Source organism: Lentzea rhizosphaerae (assembly GCF_042649515.1).
GTDB lineage: Bacteria > Actinomycetota > Actinomycetes > Mycobacteriales > Pseudonocardiaceae > Lentzea > Lentzea aerocolonigenes.
In genome coordinates this window covers 627,678-643,973 of the sequence record NZ_JBHRZI010000011.1, presented here as the reverse complement: position 1 = coordinate 643,973, position 16,296 = coordinate 627,678, and the positions used below count along the sequence as shown (strand labels likewise).

Here is a 16,296-nt window from a genome sequence, read left to right as displayed (position 1 = left end):
TGGCATGACACCCGGTACCACGTTCCACCGGATGCCCTGGAGCGAGTTCGACGCTCTGGCGCGCCTGGAGGGCGACACGTCGATGGTGCGGCGGTTGTGCCGAGCTGAGCGCAGCCGCCGGAAGCTGTTGCTGTACGGGTTGATGGAGGCTGCGGAGAAGTCGCCAGAACTGCTCGGGCCGATGCCGAAACTGGACGCGGTCTCGGAGCTGTTCGCCAGGGTCGAGCACACGTCGCCGAAGACGTTCGAACGGTTGCTCTCCCATCCCTACACCGGGAGTTGGGCGGGCTACACGACCCGTTTGCTGCGCGATGGCATCGACGGCGTGTGTCCGCTCTGGGTCCACCTAGGTCACCTGCACGCCATCGCGGCGGCCGCTGCGATCAGGGCCGGCCTGAGCTTCGACATCGTCGTGCCGATGTGGGACGGCCACGCGGTCCTGCCGTCACTCGGAGTCGCCAGACTGCCTTTCTTTGCGCCGTTCTCAGTGGCCGAGGTGCGCAGTGATGGCAGGACTTGCACGGTGACGACCGAGGCTGCGGTTGTCCACCTGCCGGACTCTTCCCAGCTCGACGGCCCCGGCTGGTGGGGCGTCCGGGAGTGCGGCGCGGTCGCGGGACGGAATCGGTTCTCGGTGCGGCTCGACGACCTCGATCCGTACCGCGGACTCTACGAACCGGTGCCACCCCAGCGGTTGGAGGACGAAGAAGTCGACGCCTGGCGGCGGCTGCTCGACGAGGCGTGGCAGTTGCTCACGAAAGCCGTGCCCGACCTCGCTCGCACCCTCGCTGTCGGGCTGAACTCGTTGGTGCCCAAGCCTCGTGTGCCGTTCCGGAGCCTGAGCGCGTCGACGGGCGAGGCTTTCGGCAGTGCTGTTGTCGGGCGCCCGCCGGACGGTGCGGAGCTGGCGGCCACGCTCGTCCACGAGTTCCAGCACATCGTGCTCGGCGGAATCCTGCACCTGGTTCCTTTGTACGACACCGATCCGCGAGAACGCGTCTACGTCGCATGGCGGGACGACCCGCGGCCCCTCAGCGGTGCCCTCCAAGGCGTTTACGCGTTCTTCGGCGTGACGGCGTTCTGGCGATCCCTCGCCGCGACACGAACCGGTGCACTCGCCCGGCGGGCGATGTTCGAGTTCGCCTACTGGCGTGCTCAGACGTGGCACACCCTGGTGGCACTGCGCGACGACGAGACGCTGACCGAGGCAGGGCGCCGGTTTCTGACCGGCACCGCTGACGTTCTCGAGGTGTGGCAGCACGATCCGGTGCCCGACGACGTTGCGGCACTGGTCGCCGCGGCGATCGCTGACCACCGGGCCGGCTGGCGGATACGGCACCTGAGGCCTGATCCCGGAGTCGTGCGAGATCTCGCGGAGGCATGGCGAAACGGTCGCTCCCGCCCGCCGGTCACGGCCGTGCAGACCGATCTGCCGCCAACACCGGTTCCGGACGGGACGTGGCCGCGCAGCCGGGCCGTCTTGGTCAGGCTGAGCCTTACGGGCGCTGACCTGAGCGAGGAGTGGCAGACCGTTCCCGATGCGACCGAGGCGGACTTCGCTTACGCCAGCGGAAGGTTCGTCGACGCCGTGAGGGGCTACCGCGTGGAGCTGCGGGCGGATCCGGATCGACCGGCATCCCTGGTCGGACTCGGCCTCGCACTGGCGGCGACCGGATCGCACCCGGCTTCGCGCTCCCTGCTGCACTGCCCAGAACTCGTGCGCGCGGTGCACCGGGTGCTCCGGCACACCGCGCATCAAGTACCGACTCCGGAGAGCCTCGCTTCGTGGATCGGCCAGCTGGTCTTCGGGCCGATGGCTCCTACATGAGCATGGGGTCGATGTCGCAGTCGGCCCTCGCGCCCTTGATGGCGGCGATGGTTCCGGGGTGTGCCTCGCCCAAGACCTTGCGGTACCTGTCCAGGATCGGACCGCGGTAAGCCTCGGCCTCGTCCGCACGTCCCACCGTGCGGAGGTCGAGGCCGAGGTTGATGGCGGCGGCCAGTGTCGTCGGGTGGTTGATGCCCAGCACCCGCTCGGCGCGTTCGACCGCGTCCTGCCCGAGAGCCACCGCTGTCGCGGTTTCGCCGGTGGTCGCGAGGTCGCTGGCCAGGTTGATGGTTGCGATGACCGCGTAGGGATGGTTCGGGCCGATGCCCGCCCGGTAGTGCTCCAGCGCTCGTTCGTCCAACACCCGCGCTTCGGCCGCCTCGCCACGCAATCGCAACGTGACCGCCAGGTCGACCGTCGCGGCGATCGTGTGCGGATGCTGCTCCCCGAGGCTGCGGCGATACCGTTCGAACGTTTCCTCACCGAGGGTCTTCGCCACAGTCAGGTCGCCCGAGTGGCGAAGGTCGATCGAGTGCGCGAGTGCGCACGCCATCGTGGTGGGGTGGTCCGCGCCGTAAGCAACGGTGAACCGGCTGAGGGCGGCCGTTGACAGTTCCAGCGCGGTCCCGTGCTCGCCGTCTTTGCGCCTCGCGACCGACAGGTAGAACGCCTGAGCCACCGTGTCGTTGTTGTCCTCGCCGAATCGCGCTTGATACAGAGCGCTGAGCTTCTCCTGTTCGATGCGTGCACGGATGTACTCACCGGCTTCACGTCGGTCGATGATCAGAGCGGCGTTGGAATAGAGCGTCTTGGGATGGTCAGGCCCGAGGACCTCGGTCCGTCGCTGCAAGGTGCTCTCGTCGAGCTCAGCCGCCGCCTTGTACTCCCCGGAGAGTCGGAGGCTCAGTGCGTGCTGGTAGGCGGCGTTGAGGGCTTCCGGGTCGTCTTCGCCGAACAGCCGCTTGGACTTGTGGTAGATCTCTTCGCTCAGCTTGGACGCTTGGGCGAAGTCACCTTTGGCGCGCAGGTCGATGACGATGTTGGTCTGGAGGGCTAGCGTTTCCTCGCTGTCCTCTCCGGACACCTGGATGCGGCGCTGCAGGGTGAGCTGGTTGATCCTGGAGGCTTCCTCGTACCGGCCCAGGCCCCACAGGTACAGGCCGAACCGTTGGGCGACGTCGAGGGTTTGCGGGTCGGTCGGCCCCAGTTGCCGCTCGAACTTCTCCAGCGCGTATTCGGCGAACCTGGCGGCTTCCTCGTGGTCGCCCCAGGCGAAGAGGTAACGCATGAGGTTGATCGCGAGCTGCCGGACCCAGCCGTCTTCGCAGTCGACGATGTCGGCTGCGTAGGCGTGGGGGAGCAGTTCGCGGTAGCGGGGCCAGTGGCGGGCCGACTCGGGATCGTTCGGGTCGCGGCCGGAGAGCAGTTGGTGCGCGCCGTGCTTCATCTGAGCTTGCACCTGCGGAGCCATCACGCGGTTGCGCAGCACCAACTGGACCAGTCGGTGGAGCTGGATGGTGTTGTTGCCGTGGTCGATCTTCGCCAGGCCGTAGCGGTTGATGTCGCGGATGGCCTTTGCGAGCTTGATCGGGTCGCGTAGTGCGGCGTCGAGTTCCGGGGAGATCGAGACGCCGCGGCTGACACCGGTGAACAGGTCACGGGAGATGGGTTCTGGCGAGAAGAAGGCGCAGATGTGCAGGATCTGGTGGGCCGCTGGGTTGCGGGTCTTCAGCTCGTCGAACGAGACGTTCCACGCTGCGGCGACGGAGACCTCGTAGGCCGGTGGTGCGGACGTGTCGAGGATTTCGGCCACGGACTCGTCGAACAGGCGCAGGTACTCGGCCACCGGCATGCCGGTCATCGCTCGCCAGGCGGCTGCCTGCTCGACCGCCAGTGGAAGGTCACCGAGCTTCTCAGCCAGTCGGTTCGCGTCGTCGACGTCGATGTCCGGGCCGCGCTTGCCCAGCAGCTCGATGCTCTCGTCGCGCTCGAACACCGCCAGCTCGAGAGGCCTGGCCACGCCGGCCCAGTCCGGGTTGCGTGAAGTGATGAGCACTTCGCCGGGACCGTTCGTGGGGATGAACGGCAGCACTTCCTCGGGGCTCTCCGCCGCGTCGAAGACGAGCAGCCACCGCCGAAACGGCCTGCCGAGACGTAGCGCCTCGCGGACAGCGGGCACTGCCGTGTTCGACTCGGACGCTCCTGGCAGGCCCAATTGCCTGGCCAAATCCGTCAGACTGGCGCGGATCTGGGTCACACGGGCGGCTTCGACCCACCAGATGAGGTCATAGTCCTGGGAATGGCGGTAGATGTATTCGGTCGCCATCTGGGTTTTGCCGATACCGCCCATGCCGTGCAGCGCAGAGGGCAGTACCGCGGTGGTGCCGCCTGCGGTCAGGCGTTTACCCAGTTGCTCGAGAAGTTCCCTCCTTCCGGTGAAGTTGGGATTTCGCGGCGGCACATTCCCCCAAACGGGTGGAGGTTCATCCTTCTGTCGTTTGTGGAACGTGCGGGGAACGGGCGAGGTGTGATAGGAAAGAGAGTCACCGGACAAGTCGGAAAGGGTAGCATCGCTTGGCCGAGTCGGGTGGACATCCATTGCTGAAGTCGCCGCGGAATCGCGGGTCTGCTCGGCCACTTCGGGTATCTCCTCGCTTGCTGTCCTGGTCAGGGACCCCTTGACTGATTCAGACGCCGCCAAACCTGAACGCCCGTGCGGACCGACCTTATTCAGTCGGTCCGCACGGGACAAGTATGGGCCGGAGAGTGCCTTCATGACCGCGCGCTCAAGCTCCACATCTGCTGAGTTCGTGCTGGTCGGTTCGGGGTCCGGTGTGTTATGAGGGTCTGCGATGGCATCCCGTAGGCGTGCCAGGACAGGGAGACGGTCCGAGAACTCGGCGGCTGCAGCCTGAACAACGCCGGCGGTCTCAGACCTCCGCGCGCCACTGAGTAGCAGTTCACGAGCTGTCTCTGGGAAGGCAAAGGCTCTGTTGTCCCGAATGGACTCGTGGTTCTCCGGACCGGCAGCGTACAACAGCCCGCTGAAGAGCTCTGCCAGGTGGTGGTTTTTTGCTTCCGGTACGAATCGTTGCCGAATTAATTGGGCAACGTCCAAGTGGGCGGGAACGGCCGCGAGCAGGGTGGCCAGCCGCAGCGCGGGCGGCGAGGCCTGGCTCCGGAATTGGCGGACGTGGTCCTGCGCCGGCAGGGGCACCGTCTCGGAGGCCGGTGCGTCAGGAGCGGCCAGCAGCACCGTGCCGGAGACCGGACCGCGGCTCTGGCCCGTGATCAGGCTGCTCCACCAGCGCAGCCACCGAGGCCGCATCTCGATCACCGGGATCGGCACGGTGCCGGGGCGGGTCAGCGAGGTGGGGTCCGGCTCGAGCCAGGCGTCTGGCAGGTCGAAGGTCCAGCGGCTGTTGGGCTTCATCGGCCCGTGCGCGTTGAGCTCGACCCGGTGGGTTCGCACCCGGCCTCGTTCCCACAGCCATTGCGGCAGCAGATGCACGACGCTCACCGGCATCGTGCGACCCCATTTCGCCAGCATCGGCAGCAGGACGTCCGGCCTCCAGGTGTCGCCCACACCGTCGGTCAGCAGCAGGACGACCCGCCTGCCGGAGGAGTCCACGATTTCGGCGGGATCCCGTGCCGGTGTCTCGGCTGTGCCGCCCCGCAGCCTCGGGACCGCCGAACCGTCGGGGGTCACGACGACTTCGAGGAGGCGGATCTGGATCGTGCGGAACGCCCCGAGCCGGCTCAGCATCTCGGTGAACGCGGCGATCTGCGACTGCCACAGCGTCATCAGCGGGCTTTGGTCGACCACGAGCGTCAGGTCGAGCCATCGTTCCGTTCGAGGCCGAGTCACCGGCCACCATCGACCCGTCTGTGCCACCTGGTCCGCCGTCGTCTGCTCGTCCAGGACCATCGCGTCGTCGCGCCACGAGCGCACCTCGCGTTTGAGCGGCCGCAAAGCCCGGAAGCACTCGAGCGAGTCGATCAACGGGGCGCTGTCGGTGTGATCCCCGTTGCCGGACGGGGAAAGGAACTCCGGCACCGTCGTGAAATCCGCACGTGCTGGTTCGTCGGGCGGTGTCGAGACTGCCGGCTCCGGTGTCTCGACCGGGGGAGCTTCCCGATCGGGTGCATCCGGTCCCAGGTCGGGCTCGACGACGTCAGCGGGCGGTTGCCGAACGTCTGCGGACTCGGCGTGCTCGGGCCCGGCTTCCTCTGGCGCTGTACGTTCCGGGCCGGCGGACCGGACGGCGGAGGCCAGCCAGACGATGTCTCCCAGCTCGGCCCAGTCGAGGTCGTCGATCACGAGTTCGGCGTTGTCGGGCTGCGCCGTCTCGGCGGTGTGGGTCCTTCGCCGACTTCCGGGCGGATCAGGAGCGCCGCTGGGCCTACCCATGATCATCTACCCGTCGTCAGTCGATGCCACAGCGAGTCGATCAGACGCGGCCAGGCGACGCCGTCCGGCTTGTAGGCGCCCGAGGTCGCCAGATAGACGGCATCGAGCAGCCGATCCGCGGGAATGCCGCCTTCTGCGCGACTTTTCTCCATGAACTCTCGCACGAGGGCATCGCGATGCAGGCCGTCTGGATCCAAAAGGTGATTGGCCACCATCGCGGCCAGTTGTTCGACGTTGGGATCTTTGATTTCAAGCTGCAGAGCGCGACGAAGAAACGCGGGCGGGAATTCGCGTTCGCCGTTGCTCGTCATGATGACGATCGGGAAAGCGTGGCACCTGACCCGGCCGTCCGTCACGGTCGCGGTCTCGTTCGGATCCGCGGTGTGCACCGTCATCTCGCGCGTGGAATGGCGGATGCGAGCCAGCTCGTCGATGACGAACTCCCCGTCCTCGAAGATGCTCAGAAGATTGTTGGGGAGGTCCGACTCGCTCTTGTCCAGTTCGTCGATCAGGAGAACGCGCGGCAGTTTTCGTGGAAGGAAAGCCGTTCCCAGTGGGCCCAGTCGAATGAAATCTCCGATCGGGGAGTCCTCCACCGGGCCGGATCGCTGCTGACCTGTCGCGGCCGCCTGCAACCGGCCGATGGCGTCGTAGCGGTACAAGCCAGACGTCAGAGTCGTATGTGTGGAAATCGACCATTTGAGCACTCGGCCGAGCCTCAGTTCTCGAGCGATGCGGTACGCGAGAGCGGACTTGCCGACGCCCGGCTTCCCGGTCAGCAGCAGCGGCCGGCGGAGGTACAGGCTCGCGTTCACCATGTCGAGCTCGTGCGGGTCGACGTGCTGCTCGGTCAGGTGGAACTCCGAACCCAGCCTGCGGTCCGCCTCGCCGTCGTCCTCCGGCGGATGCCCGTCCGACTGGGGCAGCGGCCCTCCGTAGTCCCGCCAGGGCGGAGGGGGCGGAAGGATCTGGGTCAGGTCTATGTCGTACATGGGACGGCCGGTTCCGCGGTAGATCCACCAGTCGGGCGCCTCGCCGGGCTGGTGGGCGTCCACTCTCGACTCGTTCGCGCTCATCCGTCCTGTCCCTTTCAACGTCCGGCCGGGTTTGACGACGGTTGATCGAAAACGAAGGTCCGGTGCGGGTCGTCCCAGAGCACCACCAGGTCCCGCACGAGGTCGTCGGCGCCTGCGGACAGATGGGCTGCCCTGCGCTGTTCCGGCAGATCGAGGACGCCGCCGGGTCCGCCGCCCAGGCGGTCGACGAGTGGTCGCAAGTTCTCGGAGGTGGCGCTCGGATGCCACAGGATCACCGGCAGGCCGGCTCTCAGGGCCGCCGTCAGGGGGTCCGGTGCGGCGCGCGACTCAGGGCGAGCGGATGGTGGTTCGTCCATTATCAGGCCAATCCATCTGGAATCACTCAGCACGACGTCGATCGGATTGTCCCCCGACCGTGATGCTCCGACAGAGTGAATTCGCTCCACGGCCGGGTTCTCCAGCATAGAGTCCCAACGGACGCGCCAGGGGCGATGCCAGTGCTTCGTCTGCATTCTTTCGAGTGATCTTATGACTACGGTGTAGTCGAGCACGAGTGGCCGTGGATCACCGGAACTGTGCTCTTTCCGCCAGCTGTAGATCGGCAATTGAAGCAGTGGGCGTGCCATCAGGAATTCCAGGGTCACGGGTACGGCCTGATCGCACCACGCTCCCTCCGCCTGAATGATCATCTCGTCGATCCGATATTCCAGGTCGTTGATGCTCAACTCGTGAACTCCACCGCTCTGTGGCGGCCAGTCGAGAGGATCGTCCTGGCGCCAGAACGAGAGGATGCACTTTCCTGAATCGATCGAGTCGAGCTTGATCGCGAACATCAGGTGCAGGTGCGGTTCCGTCTGGACCGACAAACGGGTTTCGCGCTGCTCTTCGAGGGCGCTGGTGCGGCGCAACTTGCGCACGTTCTGCTCGACCCACTCGGTCAGCCGGGCGCCGATCTCGCCTCCGACCTCCCTGGCCACGAGTTCCACGAACAGGATCGCCGGTGGAACGCCGTCGGGTCCGGCGTTGAAATCTTCCAAGTGCCGGTAGGCCTCCCACGCGGAGCCGAACCGTTGCGTCGGCACGGCCGATCTGGTGGCACGGCTCATGAGCATCGGCAGGTGCGGTGTCTCGATCTCGATCAACCAGCTGTGCAGGTCCTTGAGCTCTTCGTCCGGGTTGAGCGGCAGCACCACGGGCTCGTCGTGCTCGGCGATCGGCGGATGATGGCTCATGTCGGAGTTCTCGCCGTGCAACCGCAACCAGGCGTGGCCCTTGAAACTCTTGATCAACACTTCGATCTGGCGGTAGGACTCCGGTGCCGTGCCGGGATCTTGCATGATCACTTCGGTGTAGAAGTGGTCTGAGGCGATCATGGCCAGCAGGCCGTCGGAGTGACGCAACGCCAGTTTGGCGTCGTGGGCGTCCAAGATCCGGAATGCGAGGTTGACGGGAAGGCCGATCCAGCCGTGGGTGTCCTTGCGGATGTCACCGGAGTGCACCGCCACCCGCAGCTTCATCCTGGCTTCGGGGACCCTGGTCGAGTTGAAGCGACGGATCTCGGTGACCAGTCGATCGGGCAGTTTGTCGGCGAGCTCGCTCTTGGGGAACGTGGCCGGGATGAGGATCAGCGCACCGTCGCCGCGGTCTTCGGTCTCGCACTCTTCGTAGTCGATCCCCACACCGGCGAGGGCTCGTTTCAGCACGTCGTAGAGGCCGTCGCGCACATCGGTCATGTGGATGGCTTGCCTGCTGTCATTGGTGAAGTCCGCGATGTCGACGGTCACGATGGTTCGGTGCGTTGACGGCGCCAGTGACACGAGCCAGTCCTCTCCCACGACACGACCTGTCGGTGCGTCGACTACCAGATCACCAGTTTCCTCACCGCGTCATATGACACACAACGCTCGACGGGAAGAGGATCGCGACGTCGGACGAACAATTCCGCAACAGCTCACTGGCGTTGTCGAATGGAATATTCGATCGGGCGAACCGCTGAGCTCGGCCGGCTCGGTACCAGGCTGATCGCGGTGTGTCGCGTGACCTGTGTGTTCCAATGACTTGGCATGACCACAGTCTTGCTCCGCGGGCAAGCTGTGGTGGTGTTCGCCCGGTAGTTGGCAAGGAAATGGCAATGAAGTCCTGGTGGAGCAACGCGAGTCTGCGGAGTCGCAGGAGTCCGTGGAGGAATTCCTGACGACGTTCAGTTCCCCTGCCAGGACTCGAACCTGGTCCTCCCGCGTAACAGTCGGGCGTGCTGCCGGCAGCACCTCAGAGGACACGTACCCCCGGCAGGAGTCGAACCTGCGTCCCCGGCTTCGGACGCCGGTGTCGTTTCCGTTGGACCACGGGAGTGCGGCGGAGGATGCAGGATTCGAACCTGCGCGACGCTCGCGCGCCGACCACCGTTTTCAAGACGGATGCCTTACCGGGCTCGGCCAATCCTCCAGGCGCAGGGACGGAGGGCGCGCGGGTCGAACGCGCGCCGGGCGTGATGCCCGGACCACGGATCAGCAATCCGGTGCCTTGCCACTCGGCCAGCCCTCCTCGTCCTGCGTGGCTCCCCGGGGAGTCGAACCCCGTCCTCCGGGTCTTCACCCCGGTGCTCTGCCTGTTGAGCTGAAGAGCCTGGTGCGCCGAAAAGGCGCCTTTCCGTCGGATGCCCGCGAGTCGAACGCGGTGTTTCCTCATCCCAAATGAGGCGGGTTGCCGTCTCCCTCGCACCCGGAAGTACCCCTGCCAGGAGTCGAACCTGAATCTCGGCGTTCGTAGCGCCGCACTCTTTCCGTTGAGCTACAAGGGCGAAATCAATTGCACGGCAAATAAAAGGAGCCGCCCTGGTCGCTTTCGGCGACGGGCGGCTCCTCGTAGTGGCCTGCGAAAGCCACTACAAGGAGCTCACCTGCGAAAACGGTCGGCGCAGGTCGGGGTGGCCACACGGGCGCACGCACGCGGTGGCGCTGCTGAGGCGCAGGTCCCGCATCTCGTGGCTCGTCATGACTTTCCCCTTCGGCTTGGTGTGTGGCACAAGTATTGCGGGCGCGTGCGGCGCCCGTCAATCATTTTCTCAAGGGCGTTCGTAAGTCATGAACGAAACTCCGCTCTCGAACAGCTGCGCGTTGGTGCGCTGGAACTTGGTGATGTCGGCCTTTCCGTCGAACAACGGGATGCCGCGGCCGAAGACCACCGGGTGGATCTTGATCAGCATCTTGTCGATCAGCGGCAGGAGCTCGGCGGCCAGCTTGCCGCCGCCGCACAGCCAGATGTCCAGGCCGTCTTCTTCCTTCAGTGCGGCGACGCGTCCGGCCACGTCGGAGCGGATCACCTCGACGTCGTCCGGGGTGTCGGTCACCTTGGTCGAGACGACGAACTGGCGCAGGTGGGCGTAGGGCGACGGCAGTCCGCCCGGCACCTGGTAGGTGTGGCGGCCCATCAGCACCGTGTCGAAGTTGCGGTTCGGCGCGTCCTGGAGGCCGAGCGCCTCGCGGAACTGGGTGGGCAGCGTGTCCGGGTACTCGGCGTTGATGCCGGTCATGTGGTCGCCTTCGAAGATGAACCCGTCGAACGAGCCGTCCTCTGCCGCGATGAAGCCGTCGAGCGTCACTGCCACGTAGTAAACGAGCTTTCGCATCTTGAACGTCCCCTCAGTAGTTCAACCACGACAACTGTAGTACTATGAGTGTAGTGGTTGTCAAGGAGGCAGCGTGGTTCGGAACGAGGCGAGGCGAAACGCCCTGCTGGACGCGGCGATCGACGTCCTGGCAGAGGAAGGCGCGCGGGGGTTGACCTACCGTGCGATCGACGCGAAGGCGGGGGTGCCGGCGGGGACGGCGTCGAACTACTTCGCGAGTCGCGAAGACCTGATGTCGGAGGTGGCGATCCGGGTGACCCAGCGGCTCACGCCGTCCGAGGAGTCGATCGCCGAGTCGCTGGCCCTGCCGCGTGACAGGTCGCTGACCGTGAAGTTCATGCACGACATCGTCAAGCGGGCTGACGCGGACAAGGCCAGCTACCTCGCGATGATGGAGCTGCGGCTCGAAGCCACGCGGCGGCCGGAGCTGCGGACCGCGCTCACGAAGACGTTCGCGGCGAACCTCGACTTCAACATCGCGTTCAACGCGGAGTCGGAGCTGCCCGGCGACCGGATGGCCGTCATCCTCCTGTACTTCGGGATGACGGGGTTCATCTACGAACGGCTGACGCTGCCGGACGTGGCGGCGATGACGGACCTCGACGAGTTCATCGAGGTCCTCGTCACCAGGGCTATCGGCTGAGGGGGCCGCCGGTGATCGTCAGCGAGACGGCGATCACCACGACGCCCAGCGTGGAGTACAGGAACGCGTCCATGCCGCGGCCGCGGATCTTGATCAGACCGGCCTGCTCGTCGGTCACCAGGATGCGCAGCACGGCGGCGACCAGCAACGACACGCCCAGCAGGACCGCGCCCTGCCGCCAGTGGTACTGGAAGATCCGCACCAACCCGAGCGCGCTGACGCCGAGCACCAGCGCGAACGGCAGGTGCTTGCCGGGGCCGGACCGCCAGCGCTGCTCGCCCATGAGCGCCTGCGCGTCAGACCGCTGCATGGGCGCGCTCGGCGGCTTCGACGGTGTTGGTCAGCAGCATCGCGACGGTCATCGGGCCCGCGCCGCCGGGGATCGGGGCGAGCCAGCCGGCGACCTCGCGGACGTCCGGGGCCACGTCGCCGACCAGGCCGGCCTCGGTGCGGGTGATGCCGACGTCGATCACGGCCGCGCCCGGCTTGACCATGTCCTTGGTGATCAGGCCCGCGCTGCCGGCGCCCGCGATCACGATGTCCGCGCGGCGCACCTCGGCGGCGAGGTCCTTGGTGCCGGTGTGGCACAGCGTCACGGTGGCGTTCTCGCTGCGACGGGTGAGCAGCAGGCCGATCGGGCGGCCCACGGTGACGCCGCGGCCGACCACGGTGACGTTCGCGCCCGCGAGCGGCACGTCGTAGCGGCGCAGCAGTTCGACGATGCCGCGCGGCGTCGCGGGCAGCGGGGCGTCCACGCCGAGCACCAGCTTGCCCAGGTTGACCGGGTGCAGGCCGTCGCCGTCCTTGCGCGGGTCGATCCGCTCGAGGATCGCGTTCGCGTCCAGGTGCTTGGGCAGGGGCAGCTGCACGATGTAGGCGGTGACCTCGGGGTTCGCGTTCAGCTCGTCGATGACGGCCTCCAGCTCCTCCTGCGTGGTCGACTCCGGCAGGTCGCGCCGGATCGACGCGATGCCGACCTTCTCGCACGCCTTGTGCTTGCCCTTCACGTACGAGTGCGAGCCGGGGTCGTCGCCGACCAGCACGGTGGCCAGACCCACGGGGCCCGGCAGCGCGGCGACCCGCGCCTTGAGGTCCTCGAACAGCGCGTTCCGGGTTTCGTTGCCGTTGAGCAGCGTCGCAGTCACGTCCTCATCTTCCCACTGGGCAGCGCCGCGACGCCCACCGACACCAGCGTCAGCACCACGCCGATCACCGTCGGCAACGCGAGGCGCCCGCTCACCCCGTCCAGCAGCACTGCCCCGACGAGCTGCCCGCACACGGCGCACAACCCGACCATCAGCACGCCGATGAACCGCACCGAGACGATCGCGCCGCCCACCCCGACGATGCCGAGCAATCCACCGAGGTAGAGCCACCACTGCGACGGGAAACCGCCGGGCACCCCGCCCCGCGCGGCCAGGTTGACCAGCGTCAACGCGGTGGTGCCGACGGTGAAGTTGACCAGGATCGTCGTCATCGAGTGGGCCGCGGCCTCGCGGACGAGGCCGTTCACCGCCTGCTGCCAGCCCATCAGCAGGCCCGCGGCCAACGGCAGCACCGCGAGCCACACCGTGCCGGGCGAGGTGAACCGGTCCGACACGGCGACCATGACGGCGATAACACCGACGACCGCTCCAGCGACACGAGTGGTTGTGAACGGTTTCGCCTCCCCGGGGCCGACCCCCAGCTGGTCGACGACCATGCTGCTGACGACCTGTCCGATCACGACGGCGACCGTGAACACCGCCACACCGATCGTCGCGACCGCGAGTCCCTGCGAGCCCACCAGCACCGCGCCGCTGATCCCACCGACGCACTCCCACCACCGGATCCGACGGTGCCGCAGCGCGTTCCGCAACCGCAGCAGCCCGTCCCGTCCGGACTGTCGCGACAGGACGGCCACGAGCAGCACGAACCACCCGCCCGCGAAGGAGATCAACGCCGCCAGCAGACCGTTGCCGAGCGACTGCGCGAGGGAGCCGTTGACCCTCGCCTGGACCGCGATGGCCAGGCCTCCGAGAGCCGCCAACAGACCGCCGGTCACCTGCGCGGACCGTGACAAGAGGCTCCTCCAGCCGAGACGGGGTGTTCTTGATCGGCTTTAACCTTGCACGTCGACCGCGTTATGGTCGGGCCTCCACCGTTCGGCGCAGCGGCGGGGGACGTGTGCGATCCGGCGATTTGCAGGGGAAGATGTTGGCGTGTCCGAGCCGAAGCCGTTGAACCCTACAGAGCAGGACGCTCTGGTTAAGCAGATCGGCCTGACTCTCATGCGGGCCGCGCCGGAGGACTGGCGCAGTGTGATCGCGCAGTACCGCGCCACCGGCCGGTACTTCGAGCTGGAGTCCGAACTGCGGTTGCAGGACGGCACCTCGCGCTCGTGGCAACCGCCGCAGGAGGTCGCCTCGCTGTTCGCGCGGCTGCGCGCCGGCATGCACCGCGAGGGCAGGGGCAGCTGGACGAACGCCCGCTACCAGCTCGATCACCCCTCCAGCTACAACCTCGACTTCGACCGCGCTGAGCCGAGCTGGCAGACGCCGCCTCCGCAGCAGGCGTACTTCGACGAGATGCGGTTCTTCCCGCGTGCCGACGAGAACGTCCCGGACTGGCTGCGCCGCAGGCTGAACCCGCCGACGCCGGTGTTCCGCACGGTGCGCGTGTTCGACGGTGCCGGACCGAACGGTCGTCCGTCGGTCAACCGGCCGCCCGTGCCGGAGCCCGAGGTCGCGCCGCTGCTGACGTACCTGTCGAACGCGCCGGTCGCCGTGGCCGGTCGCGGCTTCGACGCGGACCTGCTGCACCCGGACTCCCCGCCGGTCGTGCCGTCCGGCTTCCAGACCGACGGCGTGTGGATCTGGCCCGCAGGTGTCTCCTACTACCTGCGCAAGTACGGCGTGCCGCCCGAGCCGGAGCTGGTCGAGCGCGCCAGGGCCGCCGGGTTCAGCCTGCCGGAGGTCTCCGAGGAGTCGAGGCTCGCCGCCGCGGCGAACCTCGGTGCTCCCGCCGCACCTCCCGGAACCGTGGTGCCGTTGCCGCCGGAGCCCGAACCCGAGCCGGAACCGCAGCCCAAGTCGCAGACGGCCGCGGAGGAGACGCAGTTCGTCGCGGCGCCCTCGTTCGAGGAGGAGCAGCCGGAGGAGTACGAGTTCGAGCCGCTCGCGCCCGAACCGCAGGCCGCCGAGGTCACCACCGAGCAGCCGCAGATCGAGCCGGAACCCGAGCAGGTGCCGCAGGACCTCGGCGCCACGGTCGCGGTGGCGGTGCCGCCGATGACCGGTGACGGACCGCCCTATCGGGTGGTCTTCGACTCCGACGGCGTGCCCGACCACGTCGACGAAAGGCGCCTGCGCGACACCTACGGCGCAGGTATGGACCTCTTCGCCCCGCACCCGAGCGAGGTGGAGGAGCCGGAGCCCGTCGCGGAGCAGGCGAACGAAACGGCCGTCCAGGACGAACACGACGACGTGGACGTTGCCGAGGAACCCGAGATCCCCACCGCAGGGCCCGACGAGCCCGAGCTCCTCACGCACCACCGCGAGGAGGAGCGCACGGACAGCCTGGTCGGCCAGTCCGAGGAACGTCCGCGCGACGTCATGCAGGACACGATGGCGTGGAGCCCGGTCCTCGACGAGCCCCTCGAGAGCCCGGCCGAGGTCACCGAGGAACACCCGGTCGTCGGGGTCGCGGAGGACGAGCCGGACCTGGCAGAGGACGAGATCGAGTCGACGACCTCGTTCGAGGCGCAGCCGGCCCACGCGCCCGAACCGTTCCACGCGCCCGAACCGGTCGCCGAGCCCGCGCCGGTGCCGCTCCCGGTTCCCGTGCCCGCTCCGGCCCCGGTCGAGGAGACGACCCAGTTCGACGCGGCGCTGTTCAACGAGCCGGAACCCGAGCCGGAACCGGAACCGGAGCCCGAACCGCGCCAGGTCACGCAGGAGGAGGACCGCGAGCTGGCGGGCACCCGCCGTGCGCTGGACGACCTCAACGTGCCGCACGGCGTGTACCGGATCGGCGAGCCCGCCGACCGCACCTGGACGCTGCACCTCGACGGCGACAGCTGGGAGGTGTGCTGGTACGACCACGGCCCGAAGAACCCGGTGCGGTTCGAGAAGGTCGAGGACGCGTCGGCGTACCTGGTCGGCAGGCTCGTGATGGGCAACTTCCGCACCATCCCGCGGGCCCCGCAGCCGCCGCCACCCCCGCCGCAGCGCCCGATGAGCAACGGCTTCCGCGAGGAGCCGCGCCGCCCGGCCCCGCCGCAGCGCCCGCCGATGCCCGCCCCGCAGGCCCAGCAGGCGCCGCCGCCGCCGCCTCCGGCGCCCACCCCGGCACCGGCACCTGTGGCCGCGCCGGTCGCCGCCGCCGTGGCGCAGGAGGAGCCGTCGAAGCGGAAGTTCCCGATCTCGCCGCTCGCGGGCGAGCCGCCGCTGACGTTGTTCCGCCACAAGCAGATGTTCGAGCTGCCGGCGGGCACCGAGGTCGACCGCTACGGCGACCAGACCGGCAACCTCGTCTACGTGGCGGGCACGCCGTTCCCGGAACGCAGCCTGGTGCCGTCGTGGATCAACCGCCCGTACCGCGTGTACCGGTTGCGCCGCCCGCTCGAGGTGCTGACCGGCGTGGCCGTGCCGTGGTTCGAGCAGCCGGGTGGCGGAACGGCCTACCTGCTGCCGAAGGCGATCGAGGAGATGGTCGCGGACGGCGTGCTCGTGGAGATCACGGGATCAGCCGACTGACCGTCCTCTGTTG

The 16,296-nt window shown here is 67.7% G+C and carries 10 protein-coding genes and 6 tRNA genes; 3 read left to right on the top strand and 13 right to left on the bottom strand.

The genetic code is table 11. From position 1 onward, the window contains the following. Positions 1–4: 4 nt before the first annotated feature. Entirely contained in the window at positions 5–1,828 is a 1,824-nt protein-coding gene (locus ACFOWZ_RS10545) for an HEXXH motif domain-containing protein (RefSeq protein WP_382371552.1), read from the top strand. Here ACFOWZ_RS10545 and fxsT read toward each other — a convergent pair. From fxsT to ACFOWZ_RS10495, 10 genes are all read right to left on the bottom strand, one after another. Next, complete coding sequence (gene fxsT / locus ACFOWZ_RS10540) at positions 1,821–6,149, bottom strand: FxSxx-COOH system tetratricopeptide repeat protein (protein ID WP_382371550.1); 4,329 nt, start codon at positions 6,147–6,149, stop codon at positions 1,821–1,823. The two genes, ACFOWZ_RS10545 and fxsT, sit on opposite strands and share 8 nt — an antisense overlap. A 92-nt stretch (positions 6,150–6,241) precedes the next feature. Further along, on the bottom strand, positions 6,242–7,315 hold the full coding sequence (locus ACFOWZ_RS10535; RefSeq protein ID WP_382371548.1) for an AAA family ATPase: 1,074 nt from the start codon (positions 7,313–7,315) through the stop codon (positions 6,242–6,244). Positions 7,316–7,329: 14 nt separating this feature from the next. Then, positions 7,330–9,060: a VMAP-C domain-containing protein gene (locus ACFOWZ_RS10530; protein ID WP_382371546.1), complete on the bottom strand. Its 1,731-nt coding sequence runs from the start codon at positions 9,058–9,060 to the stop codon at positions 7,330–7,332. A gap of 420 nt (positions 9,061–9,480) precedes the next feature. Then, positions 9,481–9,552 (bottom strand) — tRNA-Asn (locus ACFOWZ_RS10525). Positions 9,553–9,556: 4 nt separating this feature from the next. After that, a tRNA-Arg gene (locus ACFOWZ_RS10520) sits at positions 9,557–9,628 on the bottom strand. Between the two features lie 4 nt (positions 9,629–9,632). Next, positions 9,633–9,721 (bottom strand) — tRNA-Ser (locus ACFOWZ_RS10515). An 11-nt stretch (positions 9,722–9,732) separates the two neighbouring features. Further along, positions 9,733–9,820, bottom strand: a tRNA-Ser gene (locus ACFOWZ_RS10510). Between the two features lie 10 nt (positions 9,821–9,830). Further along, positions 9,831–9,902 (bottom strand) — tRNA-Phe (locus ACFOWZ_RS10505). Between the two features lie 102 nt (positions 9,903–10,004). Beyond that, a tRNA-Arg gene (locus ACFOWZ_RS10500) sits at positions 10,005–10,076 on the bottom strand. Positions 10,077–10,340: 264 nt separating this feature from the next. Then, positions 10,341–10,904 (bottom strand): dihydrofolate reductase family protein, encoded by a 564-nt coding sequence (locus ACFOWZ_RS10495; RefSeq protein WP_382371544.1) that lies wholly within the window; start codon positions 10,902–10,904, stop codon positions 10,341–10,343. 73 nt (positions 10,905–10,977) lie between these two features. Here ACFOWZ_RS10495 and ACFOWZ_RS10490 point away from each other — a divergent pair, with 73 nt between their 5' ends. Continuing rightward, positions 10,978–11,547, top strand: a complete 570-nt coding sequence (locus ACFOWZ_RS10490; protein WP_382371542.1) for a TetR/AcrR family transcriptional regulator — start codon at positions 10,978–10,980, stop codon at positions 11,545–11,547. On the opposite strand, the gene ACFOWZ_RS10485 is transcribed toward ACFOWZ_RS10490, so the two are convergent. Genes ACFOWZ_RS10485 through ACFOWZ_RS10475 form a run of 3 tightly spaced genes read right to left on the bottom strand, consistent with a single transcriptional unit; the run spans position 11,537 to position 13,591 of the window. Next, complete coding sequence (locus ACFOWZ_RS10485) at positions 11,537–11,857, bottom strand: DUF3017 domain-containing protein (RefSeq protein ID WP_382371540.1); 321 nt, start codon at positions 11,855–11,857, stop codon at positions 11,537–11,539. The genes ACFOWZ_RS10490 and ACFOWZ_RS10485 overlap by 11 nt on opposite strands. Beyond that, entirely contained in the window at positions 11,844–12,692 is an 849-nt protein-coding gene (locus ACFOWZ_RS10480; RefSeq protein WP_382371538.1) for a bifunctional methylenetetrahydrofolate dehydrogenase/methenyltetrahydrofolate cyclohydrolase, read from the bottom strand. Before ACFOWZ_RS10480 ends, ACFOWZ_RS10485 begins: the two co-directional genes overlap by 14 nt. Next, on the bottom strand, positions 12,689–13,591 hold the full coding sequence (locus ACFOWZ_RS10475; protein ID WP_382371536.1) for a DMT family transporter: 903 nt from the start codon (positions 13,589–13,591) through the stop codon (positions 12,689–12,691). Before ACFOWZ_RS10475 ends, ACFOWZ_RS10480 begins: the two co-directional genes overlap by 4 nt. A 157-nt stretch (positions 13,592–13,748) precedes the next feature. Here ACFOWZ_RS10475 and ACFOWZ_RS10470 point away from each other — a divergent pair, with 157 nt between their 5' ends. After that, positions 13,749–16,283: a TNT domain-containing protein gene (locus ACFOWZ_RS10470; RefSeq protein ID WP_382371534.1), complete on the top strand. Its 2,535-nt coding sequence runs from the start codon at positions 13,749–13,751 to the stop codon at positions 16,281–16,283. Positions 16,284–16,296 lie beyond the last annotated feature (13 nt).

What these genes read in the sequence shown, in the direction of transcription:
- ACFOWZ_RS10485 (WP_382371540.1), bottom strand. Translation starts at nt 11,857, where the DNA reads ATGCAGCGGTCTGACGCGCAGGCGCTCATGGGCGAGCAGCGCTGGCGG.
- ACFOWZ_RS10535 (WP_382371548.1), bottom strand. Translation starts at nt 7,315, where the DNA reads ATGAGCGCGAACGAGTCGAGAGTGGACGCCCACCAGCCCGGCGAGGCG.
- ACFOWZ_RS10495 (WP_382371544.1), bottom strand. Translation starts at nt 10,904, where the DNA reads ATGCGAAAGCTCGTTTACTACGTGGCAGTGACGCTCGACGGCTTCATC.
- ACFOWZ_RS10545 (WP_382371552.1), top strand. Translation starts at nt 5, where the DNA reads ATGACACCCGGTACCACGTTCCACCGGATGCCCTGGAGCGAGTTCGAC.